The following is a 22,124-nucleotide window of genomic DNA, read 5'->3' on the forward strand; positions in this document are numbered from 1 at the left end:
ACCGGGCTTGCTGGCGTTGGCACCGGCTTCGGCTGCGCCACTGGCGAGTCGTGCCCACCATGCCGCAGATGTGAAGGCGGAGACGGTCGGAGTTGGGCCCGACGGCTTGATCGCGCAAGTCGGTACTTGCCGCAAACGATGTAAGCCACAAGTCCTCCTTCGCCATCGAAGCTGAAGATATCTTCAAATAACTGAGGGTCGTTCGTCAAGTGCTCTTTGAATGAATCTTCATGACAGAGACTTCTGTGTAGAACCACGGCCATGGGGGTCGTGCGGCGGTTGGCGCGTCCAATGCCTCCGGGGCGGGCATTGCCGGTGCTGCAAGCGCCACCGTGAAGCGAGTCGGTCCTATCGAGATCTGGTGGCGACACCAGTGGCGGTCCTTAGCGAGAGTCTGAGGAATTCTTCAAAAGTCTTGACTGACGATAGATTCTTAGATGAGAATTCCCTCAGTACTACCTGGGAAGTCGATGGCAACCGGCTCGAGTGCAGCCTCCTGGCGCGCACCGCGGGTACGGGAGCAAACGGCTCTGGTTGCTGACAGCGTCGAGTGTCCAGGCATTGCAAGGGATACAACGCAAGAATTCGCGAGCCGCAACGGAAGGAACTAGAAGATGTCTTACCTGCTCGTCACGCCGGAGCTGGTCAGCTCCGCAGCCGCGGATGCGGCGAACATCGGGGCGACCATCAACGCCGCGAATTCCGCTGCCGCCGCCTCGACAACGGAGCTGCTTGCTGCAGGAGCCGACGAGGTCTCCGCGGCCATCAGCGCCCTCTTCAGCTTTCACGGGCAGGCCTACCAGATGCTCAGCGCCCAGGCGCAAGGCTTTCACCAGCAGTTTGTTCAAATCTTGTCGGCAGGCGCCAACTCCTACGCCGGCGCCGAGGCCGCTAACGTCTCGCCGCTGGGGCAGCTTCAGCAGCAGGCTCTCGACACCGTGAATGCACCAACACAAATGCTGCTCGGGCGTCCTCTGATCGGCGACGGTCTCAACGGCGCGCCGGGAACCGGGATGCCTGGTGGGCCAGGCGGGTTGCTGTACGGCAATGGCGGCAACGGGGGATCCGGCGGCGCGCTGGGGCAGGCTGGTGGGGCTGGTGGCTCGGCCGGGCTGATCGGCAATGGCGGGGCCGGTGGCGTCGGCGGCACGGGGGCGGCCGGCGGACAAGGCGGCGCGGGCGGGTATCTGTACGGCTCCGGCGGGGCTGGTGGTGCCGGCGGTATCGCGGGAACGTCCGGGATCGGCGGTATTGGCGGTATCGGCGGCGACGCTGGATTGTGGGGCCACGGCGGGTCGGGTGGCACCGGCGGCATCGGGGCCGCCGGCGGCAATGGTGGCGACGGCGGCCGGCTGTACGGCACGGGCGGAAACGGCGGCGCCGGTGGCGTCGGTACCGCTGGTGGTGGCACCGGCGGCGCCGGGGGCAGCGGCGGCGACGCCGGATTGCTGGGCCACGGCGGGTCGGGTGGCGCCGGTGGCGTCGGCGGGGCCGGGGCCGACGGGCAGAACCCTGGCCTGGCGCCTCCGGTCGCGCCCGCCGCCGACGGTGTCGACGGCAACAACAACCAGGCAGGCGGCAACGGCAAAGCGGGTACGGTCGCCGGCCAGGCCGGCGGTAACGGTGGCGGCTCAGGCGATGTCGTCACCGGCTTTCCGGATCCGGCAAATGGTCTAGCTGGCGGGAACGGCGGCAACGGCGGCGACGGCGCTGCAGGTGGCAACGGCGGCACAGGAAGCCTGGCGGTCAGCGGAGGGAGTCCTTCCGCACCTACTACGGGCGGCAATGGCGGCAATGGCGGCAACGGCGGAGCCGGTGGGCAGGGCGGCACCGGGGGCGATGGCGGTGGGTCCCGGAGTCAGACTGGCGGTTTGAATTCCAAAGGCGGTACCGGCGGGACGGGCGGCAATGGCGGCACCGGCGCTAGTGGTGGAGCCGGCGGGAACGGCGGCACCGGTACGTTTGCCGAGCACCCGGGTTTCGCCGCTAACGGCGGCGACGGCGGGACCGGCGGTAAAGGCGGCAATGCCGCCAACAACGCTGGTAACGGCGGCGCCGGCGGGGTGGGTGGGGCCGGCGGGCGCGGCGGCACCCTGTGGGGTGACGGCGGCGCCGGCGGTCTCGGCGGCGCCGGCGGCAGCGGCGGAAACGGCGTCACCGGCGGTCACGGCGGTTACGGCGGAAACGGCGGCAATGCGGGCAGCATCAGTGGGCAATCTCTGGTTGCGGGCAAAGGCGGCGACGGCGGCTGGGGCGGTAACGGCGGCGACGGCGGCGACGGCGGAGCCGGGGCCGCTGGTGGCGCCGGTGGTGCGGGTGGGTTGTTTGGCAAGGCGGGTAGCACCGGAGCCGGCGGTATGGGCGGTACCGGAGGCAATGGCGGCGATGGCGGCGGCGGAGGCAACGGCGGCCAGGCAGGCTCGGGCAACTTCCCGAAGGGGGGTAACGGCGGGTTTGGCGGTCTCGGCGGCCTCGCGGGTAAGGGCGGCCTCGGCGCATTCGGCAGCGGCGGTAACGGTGCATTTGGCAACGCCGGCGCACAAGGTGCCAACGGCGCCGACGGCTGATACCGCCCGCGACGGTCGAGCAGCGCGGGCCGGCCAGAACTTGCCCGGCCCGCGCCTCGAGCCAATCTCGTCATGAGGAGCGCTGATGTCGTATCTGCTCGTTGCGCCGGAGTTGATCAATGCCGCCGCGGAGAACGTGGCGACTATCAGTGCGGCGATCAACGATGCCGAGAGGGCGGCGTCGGCCTTCACCGCCGACTTGGCGGCTGCGGGTGCTGACGACGTTTCCACGGCAATCGCAGCACTGTTCACAGAACACGCACGTGCCTATCAGGCGGTCAGTGAACGGGCGGCTGCGTTTCGTGGCGTCTTCTTGCAGACCCTGGCGGCCGGCGCGGAGTCGTACTCCACCGCCGAGACCGCCAACGTCTCGCCCCTGCAAGCGCTGGAGAAGCAGGTCCTTGGCGTGATAAACGCACCCGCCGAGGCGCTGTTGGGGCGTCCCTTGATTGCCGATGGTGCCAACGGGGCACCCGGCACGGGCCAGCCCGGCGGAGCTGCAGGACTCCTCTACGGCAATGGCGGCAACGGAGGTTCGGGCGGGATCGGACAGGCCGGCGGCGCCGGTGGCCCGGCTGGGTTGATCGGCAATGGCGGTATCGGTGGCGCGGGCGGTGCGGGCGCGGCCGGGGGAGCCGGCGGTGCTGGGGGAACCTGGTTCGGTTCGGGCGGGCGAGGCGGGTCCGGAGGTATCGTCGCCCCCGGGGGCGCCGCGGGCGTGGGCGGTAACGGCGGCAGCGCCGGATGGTGGGGTAACGGTGGGGTGGGCGGCAACGGTGCGGCCGGCATGGCAGGTGGTAATGGCGGCAACGGTGGGACGTTGTACGGGGCTGGCGGGGCCGGGGGCGACGGCGGGCCCGGTGTGCCGGGCGGCGGCGCCGGCGGCGCAGGCGGTAGCGGCGGCGACGCAGGATTGTGGGGACACGGCGGTGCCGGGGGAGCGGGTGGAATTGGCGGGACTGGCACCGATGGTGACAATCCCGATCTTGCATCCCCAGTAAGCCGGGCGGCCGACGGGTCCGACAACTCGAATGTCCGTCCCCCGTCGGATGGTGGCAGTGGTGCCGACGGTCAGGTAAGAGGGCAGGCCGGCGGTGACGGTGGCACCGCGACCACCATCGATAACGCCGTAGGCAACGCCAAGGGTTTACGCGGCGGTGACGGAGGCGATGGAGGGGCCGGAGCGCCAGGCGGCACCGGCGGGACCGGCAGCCTGGCTCTGGCCAGCGACGACAGCATGACGGGCGGCCGGGCAGCCGGCGGCTTGGGCGGCAACGGCGGCGACGGCGGTGATGGCGCGTCCGGCGGCGCAGGCGGAACCGGCGGTCCCGCCGGCAGCCGATACCACTCGGATGAGAGTTTCGGCGGAGATGGCGGAAACGGCGGTCGGGGTGGCGTCGGTGCGCCCGGCGGCGCAGGAGGGCGCGGTGGCTTCGGAGGCGGCGGGCCGGACCTGAAGGCGAACGGTGGCAGTGGCGGGCACGGCGGCGTCGGAGGTGATGCCGCCACCAGCGCTGGCACGGGCGGCACTGGTGGGATGGGCGGGGCCGGCGGCCGCGGCGGGATGCTGTGGGGTGATGGTGGCGCCGGCGGTCTCGGCGGACCCGGTGGCAACGGAGGGGCCGGCGCGACCGGCGCTGCCGGCGGTGGCGGGGGAACGGGTGGCGACTCGGGATATCTGACGCCTGGTGATGGCGGCGACGCCGGCCACGGGGGCAAGGGCGGTGCGGGTGGGATGGGAGGCGCCGGGGCGGAGGGTGGTGCGGGCGGCGCGGGTGGGCTGTTGGGCCGTTCGGGCAGCGACGGGGCAGGAGGCGTCGGAGGCAACGGCGGGTCCGGTGGCGACGGGGGTGACGGCGGGGCCGGTGGTGCTCCGGGATCCGTGGTCACCACCGGAGGCCACGGCACAGCAATCGGCGGCAAGGGCGCCGCCGGCGGGGCGGGCGGGCAGGGCGGTGCTGGCGGCGCGGGCGCGGATGGAAGTGCTGGCGACGGTGCGCGCGGTCTGAACGGTGCTCGGGGGGCTACCGGTGCGGACGGTTGAGCTTCAACGACCTCACTCGAATACGCAGCAAACCGGCGACCACCCGACGGGTTCCCGTGAGGTCGCTGATCGCTAGTTGAAGGAGTCGGTGGTGTCGTATTTGCGTGTTGTGCCGGAGCTGGTGGGTGTTGCGGTTGGTGAGGTGGCCGATGTTGGGTCGGTGGTGACGACGGCGAGTTCGGCGGTGGTGGCCTCGACGACGGAGCTGATGGCGGCGGGTGCTGATGAGGTGTCTGCGGCGGTGGCGGGTGTGTTCAGTGAGCATGGGTTGGCTTATCAGGCGGTGAGCAGGCAGGTGGCGGTGTTTCATCGCCGGCTGGTGGAGGCGCTGGCGGCTAGCGCTGGTTCTTATGCCAGTGCTGAGGCTGCTGGGGTGTCGGCGTTGCAGAGCTTGGAGCAGCAGGTGTGGGGTGCGGTGAATGGGCCTGCTGAGTCGTTGTTGGGGCGGCCGTTGGTGGGCGATGGTGCGGCGGGGGGGACGGTTAATGGGGTGGGGCAGCCTGGTGGTGCGGGGGGGCTTTTGTATGGCAATGGTGGTAGTGGTGGGGTGAGTACGGCTGCGGGTGTGGCTGGTGGTGTGGGGGGCAGTGCGGGGTTGTGGGGCAGTGGTGGGGCTGGTGGGCGAGGTGGTGCGGGGGCGGCGGGGGGTAGTGGTGGTACTGGCGGGTGGTTGTATGGCAATGGTGGTGTGGGGGGGACCGGTGGGGCTGCTGTGGCGGGCGTCAATGGTGGTGTTGCTGGTCGGGGTGGGGATGGGGGCAGTGCGGTGTGGTTCGGCAGTGGTGGTGGTGGCGGTCAGGGCGGGACCGGGTTGGCTGGGGCCGACGGGACCAATGCCACCCCCAACGGCACCACCGCTGCGGCAGGAGCATCCGGCCTGAGCATCACCACTTCGGCCAGTGGCAATTTCCAATTGATTGGTGGCCCGGGAGCCGGGGGAGCAAGCGGTGGCCCGGGCACTGCGGGTGGCAACGGCGGCACTGGCGGCTCGGCCTATATCACCGGCCCCGGGAGTGGTTCCAACGACTTCATCGTTTATGGCGGCGCGGGCGGGGCGGGGGGCGTCGCCGGCGCCGGAGCCGCCGGAGGTGGCGGCGGTCCTGGAGGCTTCGTCACGATCATGGATACCGGCACCGGCACCACGGCGGCGGCCGTCGGCGGCACCGGGGGTGCCGGGGCGCCAGGCGGAGTTCTCGGCGGAGCAGGCGGCCCCGGAGGAAGTGGCGGTACGACGACAGTGACTGTGCCCAATGGCTCCTCCCTCAGCGCCATCGGCGGTGAAGGCGGCGCTGGCGGTGCGGGTGCCAGCGGAGCGGCCGGCAGCGGCGGCGGAACCGGCGGTGCTGGCGGCAACGGCGGAAGGGGCGGGCTGCTGGTAGGCGACGGCGGAGCCGGCGGGAGTGGTGGAATTGGCGGCGGCGGCGGCAGCGGCGCTAACGGAGGTGGGGGCGGCGAGGGTGGTGAAGGTGGTAGGGGCCTGGTCAACAACCAGACCTATCACCAAGCAAGCGGGGGTTCTGGCGGTGCCGGCGGAGACGGGGGTGACGCTGGCGAAGGCGGCGCCGGTGGGCCCGGTGGCCAGGGCGGCGCAGGTGGCTTGCTGGCGGGCGCCGGCGGGTCCGGCGGTGCCGGCGGCAGCGGTGGTGACGGCGGCGCGGGTGGTCGGGGTGGTGACGGCGGCACGGGTGGTGTCGCCGACAACAGCGGCAATGACGGTCCCGGCGGCGCTGGCGGGGAAGGGGGCGGTGGCGGCGTCGCGGGGGTTGGAGGCATCGGTGGCGCCGGCGGGTCCGGCGGGGTTCTCACCGGCGGGGGCGCTGTCGGTTCCGTCGGCGGCCGCGGTTCGGCAGGCACCAGGGGCACAGATGGCCTACCGGGGTGACTTGTTCGCCAAGCACGGCGCGGGGCTAGCGCCTCATCGTTGACACGACGAGCGTGAATTCTGAGTACCCGCCCCGGTTACCACTATTCGCGCGCAGCGGTGGGCGGAACTTGGATCAACCGAGGCGACGTGAGCGGTCGATTCTGCCGGTCAGTGCAGGTTGTGGCCTTGATCCGGTCGGCATCGTCTGTTGAGTGTGGACACCATGATTTGATCGAGCGCTTGACTCGGGGCGCTCATCGGTCTCTTCAATCGAGCGTTCTGCTCCCGAAGCTCGCCAGGCGCCTCGGCGGCGTCGTGTTACGCGAACGCGGACCGCAGGGTTTTAGAAAAAGCTGGATTCATTCCACGGGAGCACACGCCGGTTGGCACCACGACGCCGTGAGTCCGCCTGCGCGCGGCTCTCCGAAGCGACCTCGTTGAGTTGGCACGAACAGCCATTCCGGATCAACACCTATGCGGTGCCTGGCGACGACGGGGGTCGCCGATGGTACGGCCTCCGTCACGACCGTCAGTGCTGCCGACCTCGCGGCAGAAACCCTCGCGAGACGCGCAAACGTCTCCGCGGCATCTGCCTGCCTCCGTCACCAGCGCAGCCGGTGTGAGCTTCGACGCATCACGTGCTGCCGGCCCCATTGCGCTTGACTGAAGATATCATCGTAAGTGAAGATATAGTCAATCTGCTGAGTGGGGAGAACGACATGGTTGATGGCGTCAGGTGCAACGTGGCCCACGCGGCGAGTGCGCCGATCGCCGCAAAGAGCGGCGATCTCAGGACCCCGTTCGAGAGTGCGGTGTTGCTTCACGGCGATGCCGAGCTCAGGTCTCGTCCGGCCTCCTCGATCTGTGCGGCAAGCAGGCCGTCAGTTGGCCGCTTTTTGGAACACAAGACCGCCGCGTTTATTACCTGCGCAAAGGGTCGCAACGGTGTCCGGAGCGGATATCGTCAGCAAATTGCGCCATGCCGTACTAGGCGGCCTTCCCGGCTGCTTGGAACGCTCTAGCGCCGCATAGGTTCAGAACACTCCAGAGATGAGCAATGGTGTGCACCCCCAGGCGGCTGAGGCGTTAAAGCTCTTAGAGCAATTCAATTCGGTCCTCAGCGATCAGATGCACAGATCGAAGGTGGCTACTTTCACTGGCACGGATGCGGCCAAAAGCGTCGGGGCGACCCTTGATGGACGACGCATGCTGACCGGACTCTTCGTCGAGGAAGGTCTGCTGCGGCTGGGTGCGAAAACGGTCGAGGATCGCATCAATGAGGCGCTGGCCAACGCGCAGGCTGCCGCCGCCGCGACGATTCAAGCGCAGCAGCAACAGCTTGCCGCTTCGCTCGCTCACGTCGCGGATTGCCTCAAGAATTCCCTGGGCGGATTCTGATGGGCCTTTACCATTCCAACAATCTGTCGGCATCAATGATCGAGAGATGCTTCCAGATAGCTGTGAGCAACGTTGCGGCCGTTGCCGTTGCGCGGGGCGAACGAGACGCAATTGGAGATGATGTGCCATGACACAGCCGCAATTACTGCAGGTAGAGGTCGAAGAATTGCTGGCCAGGGCCGCCGAACTAGAGGACCCGATCGCCGAGGGGCCCGCGGAGGTCCCAAGGCCACCCTGTGACTTCGCCATGACAAAGAATGCGGCTCAACAGCTTTCGCTATCGGCGGATAACGTTCGACTCTACCTCGCTGCGGGAGAACGAGAGTGGCGGCGTCTGGCGGAATCGTTGCGCAACGCGGCAAATTCCTATCAGAATGTAGACGAGCATGCGGCGGAGTCGATCAACACTGAAGGTGTTGTGGCGCTGCGGGTTTGCCTTCCACCAGGCAATAGTTTCGACCCGGCGCAGTTGGGCGATACGCCCACGGTGGCGATGGCGGACTCGTTGGCCTATGCAGACCTCAAGCAGCGAGCTCTGGACAATGAAGCAGGTGATCAGGGCACATCCTTCTTGGGGTTCGCGGATGCCTGGGAGGACCATCAGCGAACACTGCTCGAAGCCCGTCACCGGTTTCGACCATTTCAGCACTGGTATAGCGAGGCCAGCCACGCTGTTGAACAAAGCTTCGATTTACAGCGAGGCTGGCTGGACCAAATCGCGGCGCTGTGTGGAAAAATGGCCGACCAGGCAAGGACGGTTGCGGCGACCCAAAAATGGGCTCAAAAAGAGCATATCTGGTTTGAGAATACCACAATAAGATACAGCGACCTCGTCCTGCTTGACGAACAATACATTCGCCTGCCGAAATTCCGTCAATCCATCATGGAAATCTACGAGAGATTGCACGCGCAGTCGGACGAAGTCCTCGCAGAGTATCGGCGCCGAGCAGCATTGCCGCTCGCCCCGCTCACTCCGCCGAAGCCACCCGTTGCCCATCGCATAGGGCTGCCTCCGAAACCCGATTCCGATTTCCCTGATTATGAGGTGCCCGCCGGCGGCGGGGGTGTTGATTTTCAGCCCGGCAATGAAACGCCCCTTGACGGGGCACTTCTGCCTAACGCTGCCGGTATGTCTAATATGCCGGCGGCTAACGGCCCCGCACTTCCCGATAAGACAGTGATCGCCAGCGACTCGATTGCGACAAAGGCGGCGGCGTTGCCAACGCTGAAATCAGCCGCATTAGGGGCCGGCGGGGGGGCGGGGCGGCTGCCGCTGCAGCCCCTGGCGAACGGCGGCTCTGCGCCAGGCAATCTCGTACGTGCGTTCGAGGCCGCAGAACTTGCGGGCGCCGCACCAGGCGCTGCGGCCGGCGCGATGGGTAGCGGCGGCATGGGGATGGCGCCGTTGCGCGGTGCCGGGGGAAAGGACCCAGGCGCTGGCAAAGCGGGCAAGCGCGCGCAGCGGGACGAAGAGGCCCTCTATATCGAGGAGAGGCCATGGACGCAGGGCATCGTCGGTCGACGCCGGTCAAAGGATGCCCCTGACACCGAGGAGCCCAAGTGACAGGTCCAGATTGGCCACGAATCGCCGCATGGTTTCGGGCGGCGCGGCGGGATTCGGTTATCGCTGAGAACACCACCGAGTTGGAACGTGAAAGCCGCGCGGCGCAATTGCGGAGAAGGTCAGAAGGAATCCATCTAACCGTGGGGTGCATACGCATCCTGGCCGATCACGATTGGCCCGACATCCTTGTCTACTGATCGCGTTCGCCACTTGAAGGAGTAGATGATGGGGCGGGCGAGACCGTCGGGTCGGTATGCCGAGCAAATGCTTGAAGCGGCCGGGTGGCCCGATGTCGACGAGGACACTTTATTGGACCGCGCTTGCGATCACACGCAGGACTTGCGCGACGTCACCGATGTGCTAGTGACCTGTAAGTTTCAGCACGCTGACATCTTCGGTGGCGGCACCTGGTCGGGCACCGCCGCCAGTGCTGCCAGAGGCGAACTCGAAGCGAACATCCGCCAATTGATGACGCTGCAGGCCGCCCTGGCTTCCGCAATTACGTGGCAAAGATTCGTTGCCAACCTGGTCACGGAGACCAAATGGCACATCGCCGAGAACGTCCAAGACGCTGAGGCCCATATCAGGGTGCTGGAAAATGACCCCGCGCTGGATGCCTCCGAGCGGACTAGAGCAATAACGGCGCTGGTCACAGCGGCGCGCGAAGCCAATACGAGCTTGGTAGCCGCCACCGCCGACGACATTCTGGCAAGCCATCCCTGGAAATTGGCGGACAGTGCGCTGCAAAACCTGCTCGAGCAGAAGGCACCCCCGCGTCGGACCGAGGTGCTCTTGGCGCATCAGCAACCGGGCGTGAACCCCGAGCTATGGGCGGCGCCGCTGGGTCTAACTCATCTTGCGGCTGCCGCGCCGTCGTCACATGAACCTGCAGACGCGCCCGAGAGGCCCGACTGGGGGGCGATCTCGCAGCCCGTGGCGCCTACTGTGCCCGGCCAGTTCAGCCTCTCGAAACCGCTATCGGGTGGCGATACCTCCGGCAGGCCACAGACCTTTCCCGGACCGGAAACGCCGCTGCCCGCGGCGCCAGTGCAATTTCCACCGTTGGGACAGCGGCGCGGGGCGCGACCGGCTCCTGCGGCGGTTTCAACGTCAGCACCATCGGATCTCAGGTTGATGCAGGACTCGGCCAGGCCGCCTGTCGACGGAGTTTGCGGTCGATCCAAATCTCCGATCACACCCGAAGCGTCGAGCGGCGACGCCGTTGGTTACGGCGTCCCGGCTAGCGCGATTGCGCCGAAGACTTCGGCCAGCAGGAGCGTAGCCCGACCTGCAGCGGCCCACGCGGCCGCGCCCCGGACCAGAACCTCTGCCGGTGCCGTCACTCCGGATGGCCCGGGGCCAACGGATGGCGCTGCAGTGGTCTCGATTCCAGTCACATCGGCGCGCGCCGCGCGCGACGCCGTAGCTGGTGCGTCTGCTGGCCGGGCCACAAGAGATATGGACCCCCTGCAGTTGGGACGGCGCATTGCGGCTGCGCTGAATGCGCCTGACAGCGGCGGCCATGAGGACTTCGGCTTCCACTGGATAACTGGCGTAACCGTCGATGGTGCAATCGTGGTCGCAAACAGTTACGGACTTGCCTACCTGCCCGAGCAGGTGTACCTGCCGGAATCGGTGATCATGGCCACCGCTGATGACACGGTTTCCGCCGCTGAGCGAGCGAGCTGGGTTACTTACCCGGTCATCGCCGTACAACGCTGGGCGTCTCATCACCAAACCGAGCTACGCGCGGTCATTGGGACTCGCGGGCATTTAGCGAACTTCGATTGCGGCACCGCCAAAGTAGTTCTCGAGGCTGATGACATCCCCACTTCGGGCAAGATGCCTGGTCGGTCCCGCTTGCAGGTCGCGGATCCCGCCGCCGCCGCCTCGCTGGCATCGTCGACAGATTTGCACTTAGCGAACCTGCTACCGGCTGCGCCAACAGATTTTCATGCTGCCGGACAGCATGTGCCGGCCATGGCGGGTTCCGATGTCGCAGATCACCTGACGAAACCCGTCCCGGCGGGAGAATTCACACTCCGTCAGTTGCTGGCCATGACGCCCCCGCCGGGCGGCACCGGCTTGCCACCCGATGAGCGCTCGTTGTTGTGGTTCGAGGTGATGAAACCCCTGGCCAGCGGTGATACAGGCCGCCAGGATGCTCACCTGCGTGCGTTTCATCGGTACGCCGTCTATTCGCAACGAGTCGCCGTAGCGCAGGCTCACACTTCACGTGCTGCGGCAGCTAAGCGAGCCGCCATTGCCGACTGGTTGTACTGGAAGCGAGTCACGCGGCTGGTTGATGCCGTGACAGCGCCGGAGTCTCGGGGCACGGCATGATCAGCTGGTCCAGCCGCAGGGTTGGATCGGCGACTGTGCTCAGCGTTCCACTGCGGGGTGTCCGGTGCGGCGCAGGGCGTATCCGCCGATCCACCGCGGTGCGCTACATGAGCGACTCGTCGGTGTTGAGAGACGGGATTGTGCTTAGCTCCTCGCCAGCCGATCGATCGGTCTCTGCATACATCCGCGCCGCGGCGACGATACTGCGACCCGTCTTGGTCACGGCGGCTTGCACGGTGGGCAGGCTATCGGTTACCGGCGCCTCAATCGCCGGCATAGTCGCCTCGATAGCCGCCGACACCGGATCCGTTCCGAATCCGGCCACGGGGGGCCTGGGACGTGGGAGTACGAGAACGCTCAACTTATCGCCTGCGATATTCAAGCAATCACAAGCAACCAACAGGGTCTCCGTCATATCTGTCCTCCTAATCGCCCTGGAATTAACTGTGATACGAATTTTGGGCCCCCCGCTTTCATCGATCATATCGGATGCATCAGCCAAAAAGATTGTGATGTTGGCCTCTCGGAGGCGTCAGTCTTGGTTGGGGAATAGGCCCGCAAATAGTTGCGGCTCTAGGGGGCAAGGTGAGCATTTTGGCTACCCGTTGAACCGCTCGGTCATGCAATCTTTGCCCGGTGATAATGCGACAATGTGAAAGGGATATGTATGAGCTACTTGGCGGGAATTCATGACCTTGCCTATTGCTTCCAGCGGCTCGGGGGCGCGGGAAGTAGCGCCTATTCAGGCGATTGGCTCGGCACCGGTGCCAATCTAGGGGCTGCTGCCGGAAAGGGCATGTGGTACGCGAGGAACCAGGTTGCCGTTCTAAGGGATGTACTTGGCAAAACAGGCACCAAAGTGCTCCCGACGCCAACAGCGATCATCGACGCCGCGATGGTGGCGATATCCACGGTCGACCTTCTCAACGGCTTTGGACCGCCCGACACCGGAGCAGCACTCACCAACGGTATGCAAAAATTCGAGATCACCTCACTCCAGCTGTCTGCGGCAAATCCGGACGAACGGGACTGGAGCGGGGCCTCTTCGAAATCCTATGCCGATGCGAACGAGGCGCTACGAAATTTGGTCGACAAAATGCAAGAACTCGACGGCCTTATGCACGTCCTCGTCGGAAAACAGGGTAGTGAAGTCGAGAATGCCCACACAACCATTGCCGTGACCTTGTTGGGGCTGGTTGTAGCTCAAGGTATTGCGCTGGCGCTTTATCTCATCCCTGTCGTAGGTCCAGAGGTCTCGTGCGCATGGCAAATTGTTTCGTCACTTGCAGCTGGGGCTGCCGTGGTTACCCAGGAAATGGCCACACTGTCCGAATCCATCGCGATTGCGAACGCGGTAGACAACCTTGCGCTTGGCTATGGTGAAGTGGCTGCACAGGCACGACGGTCGGGCCTATTTTCTCGATTCGAGGTGGCAGGAGCGGAGCAGACGGTCGTCGACGCCGCCGAGGCTGCCTTCGCCGCGACGCCCGCCGGGTCCCCAGTGCCAACCGTTGCCACGCTGGGGGGACTAGCCGGGGACAGCGCCTTGGGTGATCGGCTCGCTATGGCGAACGATCTCGTCACCAGTGGCTCGGACATGCATGGCTCGCAACAAGATCGAGAAAAGCCGAGCACGCCGGCGTCGCCGGTGTCCCCGGCGGCGGCAATGGCAGCGATGTCCGCCATGTCCGCGATGTCGGCGCAGTCCGCGCAAGGCGCGAAGATGCTCGCACGCGGTTCCCAGCTCATGAACGTGGTCAATCAGACCACGGCACTAGCCCGGCAGGCTGGCACGAGTGGTGCGCAAAGCCATGGCCCTGCAATACCTCCCGGGGAAAGAGCCAGCGACGAAGCGACGGTCGCCGGACAAATCCGCGCGGACTCGGCGGTCGCAGACGCAGCCGACGGCACCAACGCGGCGGCCGGGGGCCTCAGTGCCGAGCGGGTGCCCATTGACATTGCAACGCTTGGCCCCGAACCGCAGTGGCCGAGGGCCGGGGACCGGATGGGGTAACGCCCTTGACCGGGGTTCCCGGGCAGTGGCCCGCGAACGATCCGCAGCAACAGAATCTGGAAACAGGAGACGTATCAATGGAAGAACTGACCATCTCGCCGAGCTATCTCGAGCAGCTGGCAATCAAACAGGAACAGGCCTCGACAGCGGTGGCCGAGGCGGCGGCCGCGACTTCGGCAATGACTAAGGCGGTCTGGGTGACCCACGGCGTGATCAGCGGATCCTCCAACACCGCGTTCGAAGCCGCGGAAGCCGTACGTCGCGCCGCGAGCGTGAATCTGCGAACCGTCGCCACCGACCTCGCCGCCAAGCTGCGGACCGCCAAAGAAACCTACGTTGGCGTCGATGAAGAGTTGGGAAGTAACCTCAGCAAACAATTCCTCGCCCGTTGATTGTGGTTGATCCCAGCTGTCTCGCTTGCGCCTGTCGCACCACACCTAAGTCGACGATCGCAATCGACCAGCAGGTGGGGATTGACGAGCATGGCTTTTCGGCAAGCCAAATGCCACTCATCGACGATCACCTAGCCGCTATTTCTGAGATCCGGGAGTGGGATAATGTTTCTTAGTGCACGCCCAAATGTCGAAGGCAGCTGCAGTTTCCCGCACGGTGGTCGATCGAATCACGCTGTGGCGGCCGGCTCGGTACGTTTTAGTTCTTTGACATTTTAAGGAAGATTTTAATGCCGAATTACGATAGCAACGATGAATTTGGAGCCTTGGTCTTCGATGAAATCGAGGAGTCCAGGTCTACGGATTATGCTGATGCGGAATCGGCGGGCTTGGATTTTGACTGCGACAACGGCGAGGACGACGCATCGATTGCGGATGCTTTCGCCGCTTTTGAGCTAGCGGAGCCTGATGGCATCGATCTGGAAGCAATTGCGCTGGCATCGCAGGCTGAGGTGGTTGGACAGGACAAAGAGGATGCGGAGAACGAAACTGCGCAACTATTCACAGTCGTTAATCCGCAAGATACGGTCTCGGTGTCGGCGCTTATTGATGGCAGGACTCAGCGCGTTGAGCTATCGTCCAGCATGGGGCGGCTCAGTGAATCTGAACTCGCGGAAGAAATAGTAATACTCGCTGAGCTCGCCCGAAACAAGGGCTTGGCGGGGCAGCGCATCTATTTGCTAGAGGACAGCGAATTAGCGGAATCGTTGCGCACACTTGGTGTGGACGGCGATGAAGTCTTGCGTGATTTCATGGAAACCGGAATGGGCTTGCCTACGGCCGAACAGGCGATCACGGCTCAGTCGCAGGTATTCGCAAGCCGGTACTTTAACGAGGGATGAAGGCTCTCGTCACCTACTCAGCAGCCGTTTCGTAGAATGACGAGGGTCTCGCTCCGAGACTTGCGTGCTGATCGGAGGCTCTATTGCGAGCCACTCGGACCAGCGGGCGATCGAGGAGCGCTCCTTTGAGTTCGTCGCACAATGTGCGCGCCCACAGATGCGGCTCCTCGGCCAGGCGCGTGGTCACGCTCCACGAACGGCTCGAACGCACCGGTGGCGCCGGTTTTGCACACCCCGGGAGTGGTGACACCGTTCACAAAATTGCGGATCCAAGTGCCACTACTCAGATGAGCCCGAGAAAGCGCGTTTCCTTCGTCTCTTACGCTCAGCGAGCCTCCGGGCACGGTGTGCGGGCGGGTGCGGCAGCCGCTCGCAGGTTGCGCACCAACCGCAGAGCCCGGGGACCGCGTAGACCCGAAAGATATCCACCGAAATCCGCGGCGCCAGGTACCGAGTAGTTCATCCGGGCGATCCCGCCCTCATGCATTAAGTCGACGATCAGCTTGAGTTCGTGCAACACCTCAATGTAGGCCGTCTCCGGTGGGTATCCCGCCTCCACCATCACATCAAAGCCAGTCTGTAGCAATTGCTCTGCACCACAACACAATACGGTTTGCTCCCCGAAGAGGTCGGTCTCGGTCTCATCTTTGAAGCTCGTCAGGATGACCCCGGCGCGGGTGCCGCCTATGGCCTTGGCGTAGGACAACGACAGCGCCTGCCCTTCGCCCGTCGGGTCCTGGTCAACGGCCATCAGACAGGGCACGCCCTTTCCTACGACGAATTGACGACGCACTAATTGACCGGGGCCCTTCGGCGCGACCATCGCGACGGTGATGCCGGCGGGGGGCTGGATCAACCCGAAGTGGATGTTGAGGCCATGACCGAAAAACAGTGCATCGCCGTCGTGAAGGTTGGGCCCGATGTCATAGGTGAAGATCTCGGCCTGAGCGGTGTCTGGGGCCAACAACATGATCACATCAGCCCAATGTGAAACCTCGGCAGGGGTGTCAACTTCCAGACCCTGCTCCCTAACCTGTGCCCGTGACTTCGAATTCTCCATCAGGCCGACCTTCACCTGCACGCCGGAGTCACGCAGATTCAGAGCGTGCGCCTGCCCTTGGGAGCCATATCCGATGACGCCCACCTTGCGAGCCTGAATGATCGTCAGGTCGGCCTCGTCTTCGTAGAACATCTTCGACGCCATCGCCGAGCTTCCTTTCTCCCTTTGGTCTCTGACTTCACTGCGGCTGATAGGGCCGCGAATCACCACCCGATGCCCGATCAATCGGCCTTCACGAGTACTCGAGCGCTGAGCGACACGACAACTTCTCGAGTCAGCGGTCGGCCGGGCCGAGGAGTCCGGAGCACGCTAACAACCCTGCAGGGAAACGAATTACGGTCGCGTAGCGGCTCGCAGCTAGCCAAGTCGGCTTGCCCCTCATTTTCCTGGTGTTGAGCCACTCGGCGTTCCCTTCGAGCGCTGGCCGATCCACGTGGGAAATCCGCTGCCGCTCGGCGGCGAGGCCTCCGCGGCGACACGTTCACTAGAGCGGCCAAATACCCCGTTGGTTGCCTGTGGCGGCCCGAGTGACCATACGAGTCCGCAACTGAACGGTCGCATGTTCTTGGTGGTCGCAAGCAGCAGCAAGAGACTTGCCCGGCAAAGTTCACGGAGTTTGACAGCTGATCCGGCAATGCGCGGTTGAGCCCCGCAGCCAAAGAGAGACTTTGGCGGGGTAGCCGGTACGTGCGCGTGTCGTGTCGGCAGGTGCTGTCCGCGCCGCAGCGGAGGAAACATGGGCAGCAGGAGGAAGGCCAAACCGATCAGGACGGCGCCCGTGGTAAAGGCATAGTGCATGCCGGCAATGAACGCCTCACGCGCAGCGCAATACACGCTGGGATAAAACGTGGCAAGCTGCCGATCGCCAGCGACATGCGCTGCGGCGAAAGCAGATTCGCGGATCGCGCCGACTTCTTGTGGCGGGATGGCGGTGGGTAAACTGAGCCGGCTGCGATAGCCGGCGCAGAACACCGAGCCCAGCAAGGCGATCCCGAGGGCCGCACCCGCCACCATCGTTACGTCCTTCACCGCTGAGGCCGTGCCATGTTCGTCGCAAGCCAGCGAGTGTCCAAGGTGGTGGGTGGCAGTTGTGGCCGAGAGTGCGAGGCCTGCGCCGAACACCAGAGTGCCAATCAGCAAATCGGAGTAGCCGGAAGTGACTTCAAGCCGGGCCAGTAGCACGAGCCCTGCCAGCATACCCACCAAACCTGCGCCAATGACGATTCGATTACCGAGGCGCTCAACGACTTTCGGCGCTATTGCGGACACCAGCAGTAGGCTGACGGTCATCGGCAGCATCGACAGAGACGACTTCAATGGTGAATAACCGAGCGCGAATTGGGTGTATTGCTGGCCGATGAAGAATACGCCGAAAGCGCTCATGAACTGGACGATCAGTGCCGCAGCGGCGGAGGCTAGTTCACCATTGGCGAAAAGTCGCGGGTCCACCAAGGGCCGCGAGACGCGTAGCTCATGGAACACGTACAAACAAAGCGCTACAGCAGCTTCCATCAGAGCACCGATCACGGCGGTGTCGGTCCAACCTTGTTCTGATCCTTCGATAATGCCGTACACGAGCGCGCCGAGTCCGATCGCACCCCAACGAGCTCCTGGAAATTCTGTTACTCGCTTAACGGCGCTCTTCGTATCGGGCACCGACGCAAGCGTCACCAGTAACGCCACCGCCCCCATCGCCGCGGTGGCTACAAAAAAGGAACGCCACGAGAAGTATTCGAGCATTAGACCACTGAAGAGCAGACCGACAACCGATCCGCCAAAAACGAACCCGGCCCAAGTACCAACGGGGTGTTCCCTTCGGCCAAGGCGGGCAACCGTGGTCATGGTCGATAGAGAAGATGGCATGATGAGTGCTGCACCGACGCCCATGACCGCCCGGGCTGCGGTTATCACGGATACAGAGCCCGCGACTGCGGCCAGGGCGCTGGCCAACGCTGATAACAGAATGCCGACGATTAGCGTGTGGCGACGGCCATAATTATCTCCGAACACTCTGGCCGGCAGAACCAGTGCCGCAAGCGCAAGCAGGTATGCGTCAGCCACCCAAGTGAGATCCGTTGTCCCGGCATGGAGGTCGACGGCAATGGCAGGCAGCACCACGTTGACACTCACCATCGGTGTGATGGCAATTGCTAACGCGCTACCGCAAGAAAACACCACTGCGCGGGGATCGTCACGCACGTGCGACTCCTGATGAAGTGAACACTTTCCTGACTGCGGATGGGCAATCGTCGACTGCCGCAATGCAGGCGGCGCCAACCTGGCCGACGCGCACCCGTTCCGGCTTGAATTGATCACCGTCGCTTTGGGACCACCGCGGTAACCCACGAAGACTCAACTCACTGCGCCGCTTCATGTTCCGGGCTGACGGCTTCCCACCGGTCGAATCGGCCCAGTGTGTTCCGCTGTGCGGGTGGGGTGGTGGGACAGACGCTGCTGATCTGCATTTCGGTGGAAGGTACGTGCGGGTGGCGCGGGCTCACGGCTGCCGTACCAGGGTTCGTTGGATACCGAGGTTGATACTGCCGTCTTGCGTGGCTGCGGTGGCTGTGATGAGATCGCCGGCGCGCAAGTATCTGGTGTTGTTGGCCTGCCGTGTCATGAAGGTCTTCCAGTCGACGGCTGGCGGAAGTAGGGAGTGGGGTGTGGTGAGCGCGGTGCCGGTTGGCGTACCGGTAAGAATGATGTCTCCAGCTTGTAGTGGCTGGAATTGGGTGAGTGTCTGGAGTGCCTGCAGGGGCGGGTAGAGGATGTCGTTGCCGACGATGGTGTCTTGGCGGGTATCCCCGTTGACCGCAAGTAGCAGCCGTAGTTCATCGAATCGGTTGAGTTCGGCGGCGTTGAGTAGTACGAGCGCGGGGCCTATCGGGGTAAAGGTGGGGTAGGACTTTGCTTCGTAGAACTGGTTCTTCGTGAGTTGGATGTCGCGTGCGGTGATGTCGTTGGCGATGACAAGGCCGGCGACGTAGTGAGCGAGGTTGTCGGCAGTCAGAGCTGTGCCGACTGGTAAGCGTCGCCCGACTACTAGTCCAATTTCGATTTCGTAGTCCAGAAGCTGGACATGATCGGGTTTGATGATGTCGTCGAATGGTCCGCTGATCGACCGTGATGCCTTGCGAAAGAAGGCCAGCGGCGTGGTCGTGGGGTTCCTGCCGCAGTCTTTGGCGTGAGAGGCGAAGTTGGTCACCTGGGCCACGATTCGGCACGGCGCAGTCACGGGTGAGCTGAGGTTGAGGTTTTCCACCGGGGTGGTGGGACACTGGTGTCTAGCGGTGTTGATGGCTGAACGGTCGGCTAGCAGGTCGGCGGTGGTGGTGGCGTCGGTGGGGATTCTGGTCGCGCCGGTGGGGGTTTGGATCCACCAAGAGTGAGGGGTGCGCAGGATGGTGGTGGTCATGGGTTGGTGAGTCTCGTTGCGTGGTGGGGGTGGTTGGTGGTGCGTGGTGTGATGATGGCTGAGCGTGCTTGGCGGGGGAAGGATTTGCGGTTGGTGGTGGTGTAGTGCTTCTCGAACTCCAGCCAAGCGATGTGGTGCACGTTGATGACGGGGTTGGCGGGGCGTCCAGGGTGCTCGCCGGGTCGGGGGCCGTGCGAAGGCGCTCGGGTGTCGGGTATTTGGGTGTGGTTAGTCATCTAAACCTCCGAGCCTCAATTATGAAGAAATATTCACTAGTAAACCCGCAAGAGTCAAGCTAATGAGGAATTCTTCACATTTTGGGGCGGTGCAGCCACCGCACGACGCAGCGAGCGATGCTACGGCCTAACCGCGGCCGGCGACGGCCACCGTCTGCCCGCGCCGTGCGACGTTGACGAAGGGGCCGCTTCAGTTCATCGCAGAGCCGACATCGAGCGCCTCGCGGGCGCGGTTGGGCCGCGGCCGAAGCCGGTCCGCCCGCATAGGGATTCCTGCGGCCGCGTACCACAACCGATGCACCCAGCTACATCGCGGCACGCGGCTACCCGGATCGCCCAAACGCAATACGAAGATTCTCTCGATCAGTAGGGCCCCGGGTTCGGCACGCCGAACACAATCGTCTCAAACGCGTTGTCCAAGGTAACGAATTCGAAACCGATCCCGAGCGCGATCAGTCCGACGCTTGCCGCAATGGGATCGCCAAATGCGTCCAGAAGTCCCCCAATGATATTGCCATTGACGACCTCGCTGATACCGTTCAGGAAAAGCTTGATGTCGTAGGCCGGGAGACTGAGGAGCAAGGCAGTCCCGATGTCTGCGGTCGGAAGAAGCGTCGCGTAGGCGGTTGAGATATCACTCGTCACGGTGTTGACAAAATTGTCGTTTGCCAGCTCGAGACCCGCAATAACTCCGTTGATTGTTGACGGAATCGCGCCAGGCGCAGGCAGGGCGACGCCGCCTGTCGCAGCTTCTGGAAGCACATTTATCAGGCTCGATAGCGGCAGTTCGGACAACGATTGGGGTGACAGGGCGGACAGATCGCGGAAAAAGTCGCTTACTCCCTGCTGAGTGCCGCTGACTAGTAGCGGGCCGAGAGCTATGGTGGCGCTTAATGGCGGCAAGAACCCGAATGGCGTCGGCACATCGGCCGGGCTGGTCGAAAATCCATAGTTCGGATCGCCGTATCCCCAATTCACCAGCGCTTTCAGATCCGGTTGCACGAGGTCTGCCAACGGAGTCCCGATGAGTGGGATCGCGCGCAGCGGCGTCAATAGCGGGAGGTTCTCGGTGGGAATCATGTTGTAGGTCGTCATGGAGGGCGCTCCTGACTGCGGCAATTGAAAGGCTGTGCTCAGGGCGGCATCCGTCAAGTACGGATACGTACCATGTAGGAACACAATGCCTGCCAACGCGTTCAGGTCGGCGAGGATATTGATCGGATAACGGGGGAAATCGGCGAAACCATCGTATTCGATTGTCCAAATGGTGGTTGGGTAGTCATTGCTAGGCGTGGCTGCGCCGAAAGTGACGCCCAGACTCGGGAAGCTCAGGCCGGGGAAGCGCGATAGCAGTCCGCCGTTTGGATTCGCGGGATCACCGAGCAAGTTGAAGTAAGCCTGGACCGGTGTCCCGCCCGTCCCGTTCGTGAAGCCCTCGGCACGCAATTGCTGCATTTCCAGCGAGGCGACAATCGCGCTTTGCGAGTAGCCCAGGATCGATACGCTGTCAGTGGAGCCGGGGCGAATCGCGAGGTTGATCGCGTTGTCGAGTGCGGTGACTCCGCGTGCCAGCGATATGTCCAAAGTCAGGTCTTTGACGCCGGTGAAGGGATACAAACCCTCCGCAGTCGTCACGGCCTGAAGCGGGCCGATGAAAGGCCCGCCGCCTCCGTATGTCCCGCTCAAGTATCGGCTGTAGACGCCGTTCAAGTATGCGGTGGAAGGTGTCGCGGTGCCGCTGCCGGTCATGATCAGGTTGGCCACGACATTGGTGTTCCCCGCTCCTTTCGCTACCGGTCCGAACAATGGTTCGCTCTGGGTTCCACCAGTTAGCCCGAGTGCCTCGGCAATGTCTGCTTCGGCTGTCGCGTAAGCGTTTCCGGCGGCCGCCAACGTCGCGACGAACTGATTGTGGAAAGCGGCGGCCTGTTGCAGCAGCGTCTGGCATTCCTCACCGAACTCGGCGAAGAACTGCGCCGTGATCGTTGACACCTCGTCCGCAGCTGCTGCCGCGATATTCGTCGTGGGACATGCCGCGGCTGCCGTGGCCTCGTCGATCACCGAACCGATTGCCGAGGCATCGATTGCGGCCGTCGCCAGGATCTGCGGTTGCGTCATCAAGCTTGTCATCGGAGCTGCCTTTCGGGCGCAGGGCTGTGAGGTGGTGAACGAAGACGCCGCACGCCGCCGGAACGCAGACCGAGGTCCCCGGGGAGGCCGTCGGCTGCCCGAGTGGGAGAAGACTGGGCATCATCTATGCGAGCGACGAAAGTATCACCTATGAACAAAACGTCAGTCAATAACCGCTCACGGTTCGCTTGCCGG

General features: G+C 64.3%; 15 protein-coding genes and 1 pseudogene. 9 read left to right on the top strand and 7 right to left on the bottom strand.

Going from position 1 to position 22,124, the window contains the following annotated elements; translation table 11 throughout:
• Positions 1 to 614: 614 nt before the first annotated feature.
• The 5 genes from JX552_RS33280 (at position 615) to espB (ending at position 9,437) form a co-directional block, all read left to right on the top strand.
• Complete coding sequence (locus tag JX552_RS33280) at positions 615 to 2,567, top strand: PE family protein (RefSeq protein ID WP_205877223.1); 1,953 nt, start codon at positions 615 to 617, stop codon at positions 2,565 to 2,567.
• 85 nt (positions 2,568 to 2,652) lie between these two features.
• Positions 2,653 to 4,611, top strand: coding sequence for a PE family protein (locus JX552_RS10285; protein WP_205877224.1), 1,959 nt, complete (start codon positions 2,653 to 2,655; stop codon positions 4,609 to 4,611).
• Between the two features lie 91 nt (positions 4,612 to 4,702).
• Entirely contained in the window at positions 4,703 to 6,493 is a 1,791-nt protein-coding gene (locus JX552_RS10290) for a PE family protein (RefSeq protein WP_205877225.1), read from the top strand.
• 1,032 nt (positions 6,494 to 7,525) lie between these two features.
• Positions 7,526 to 7,873 (top strand): YbaB/EbfC family nucleoid-associated protein, encoded by a 348-nt coding sequence (locus JX552_RS10295; protein ID WP_205877226.1) that lies wholly within the window; start codon positions 7,526 to 7,528, stop codon positions 7,871 to 7,873.
• A 127-nt stretch (positions 7,874 to 8,000) separates the two neighbouring features.
• Positions 8,001 to 9,437: an EspB family ESX-1 secretion system-associated protein gene (gene espB / locus JX552_RS10300; RefSeq protein WP_205877227.1), complete on the top strand. Its 1,437-nt coding sequence runs from the start codon at positions 8,001 to 8,003 to the stop codon at positions 9,435 to 9,437.
• 360 nt (positions 9,438 to 9,797) lie between these two features.
• Here the strand turns inward: espB and JX552_RS10305 are convergent, their stop codons facing one another.
• Positions 9,798 to 10,154 (bottom strand): hypothetical protein, encoded by a 357-nt coding sequence (locus tag JX552_RS10305; RefSeq protein ID WP_205877228.1) that lies wholly within the window; start codon positions 10,152 to 10,154, stop codon positions 9,798 to 9,800.
• Positions 10,155 to 10,895: 741 nt separating this feature from the next.
• Here JX552_RS10305 and JX552_RS34400 point away from each other — a divergent pair.
• Positions 10,896 to 11,780 carry a hypothetical protein gene (locus JX552_RS34400; RefSeq protein WP_488663603.1) on the top strand — a complete coding sequence of 295 codons (885 nt, stop codon included), beginning with the start codon at positions 10,896 to 10,898 and terminating at the stop codon, positions 11,778 to 11,780.
• 103 nt (positions 11,781 to 11,883) lie between these two features.
• On the opposite strand, the gene JX552_RS10315 is transcribed toward JX552_RS34400, so the two are convergent.
• The gene (locus JX552_RS10315; RefSeq protein ID WP_205877230.1) at positions 11,884 to 12,195 is read right to left on the bottom strand and encodes a hypothetical protein; all 312 of its coding nucleotides are present in this window, start codon (positions 12,193 to 12,195) and stop codon (positions 11,884 to 11,886) included.
• Between the two features lie 252 nt (positions 12,196 to 12,447).
• On the opposite strand from JX552_RS10315, the gene JX552_RS10320 reads away from it, so the two are divergent.
• The 3 genes from JX552_RS10320 (at position 12,448) to JX552_RS10330 (ending at position 15,088) form a co-directional block, all read left to right on the top strand.
• The gene (locus JX552_RS10320; RefSeq protein ID WP_205877231.1) at positions 12,448 to 13,794 is read left to right on the top strand and encodes an EspA/EspE family type VII secretion system effector; all 1,347 of its coding nucleotides are present in this window, start codon (positions 12,448 to 12,450) and stop codon (positions 13,792 to 13,794) included.
• A 77-nt stretch (positions 13,795 to 13,871) separates the two neighbouring features.
• The gene (locus JX552_RS10325; RefSeq protein WP_205877232.1) at positions 13,872 to 14,186 is read left to right on the top strand and encodes an ESX-1 secretion-associated protein; all 315 of its coding nucleotides are present in this window, start codon (positions 13,872 to 13,874) and stop codon (positions 14,184 to 14,186) included.
• Positions 14,187 to 14,476: 290 nt separating this feature from the next.
• Positions 14,477 to 15,088 (top strand): hypothetical protein, encoded by a 612-nt coding sequence (locus tag JX552_RS10330; RefSeq protein WP_205877233.1) that lies wholly within the window; start codon positions 14,477 to 14,479, stop codon positions 15,086 to 15,088.
• Between the two features lie 406 nt (positions 15,089 to 15,494).
• Here JX552_RS10330 and ilvC read toward each other — a convergent pair.
• The 5 genes and pseudogenes from ilvC to JX552_RS10355 form a co-directional block, all read right to left on the bottom strand.
• A pseudogene (gene ilvC, locus JX552_RS10335) lies at positions 15,495 to 16,280 on the bottom strand (ketol-acid reductoisomerase); the annotation flags it as partial.
• Between the two features lie 246 nt (positions 16,281 to 16,526).
• Positions 16,527 to 18,347 (bottom strand): MFS transporter, encoded by a 1,821-nt coding sequence (locus JX552_RS10340; RefSeq protein WP_205877235.1) that lies wholly within the window; start codon positions 18,345 to 18,347, stop codon positions 16,527 to 16,529.
• A gap of 298 nt (positions 18,348 to 18,645) precedes the next feature.
• Positions 18,646 to 19,563: a fumarylacetoacetate hydrolase family protein gene (locus JX552_RS10345; RefSeq protein WP_205877236.1), complete on the bottom strand. Its 918-nt coding sequence runs from the start codon at positions 19,561 to 19,563 to the stop codon at positions 18,646 to 18,648.
• Positions 19,560 to 19,799 (bottom strand): hypothetical protein, encoded by a 240-nt coding sequence (locus JX552_RS10350; protein WP_205878786.1) that lies wholly within the window; start codon positions 19,797 to 19,799, stop codon positions 19,560 to 19,562. The genes JX552_RS10345 and JX552_RS10350 overlap by 4 nt, the downstream gene beginning before the upstream one ends.
• Positions 19,800 to 20,162: 363 nt before the next feature.
• Positions 20,163 to 21,929 (bottom strand): PE family protein, encoded by a 1,767-nt coding sequence (locus tag JX552_RS10355; RefSeq protein WP_205877237.1) that lies wholly within the window; start codon positions 21,927 to 21,929, stop codon positions 20,163 to 20,165.
• Between the last annotated feature and the right edge of the window lie 195 nt (positions 21,930 to 22,124).

The sequence above is a fragment of the Mycobacterium gordonae genome, from assembly GCF_017086405.1.
In the GTDB taxonomy this organism is placed as follows: Bacteria; Actinomycetota; Actinomycetes; order Mycobacteriales; family Mycobacteriaceae; genus Mycobacterium; species Mycobacterium gordonae_D.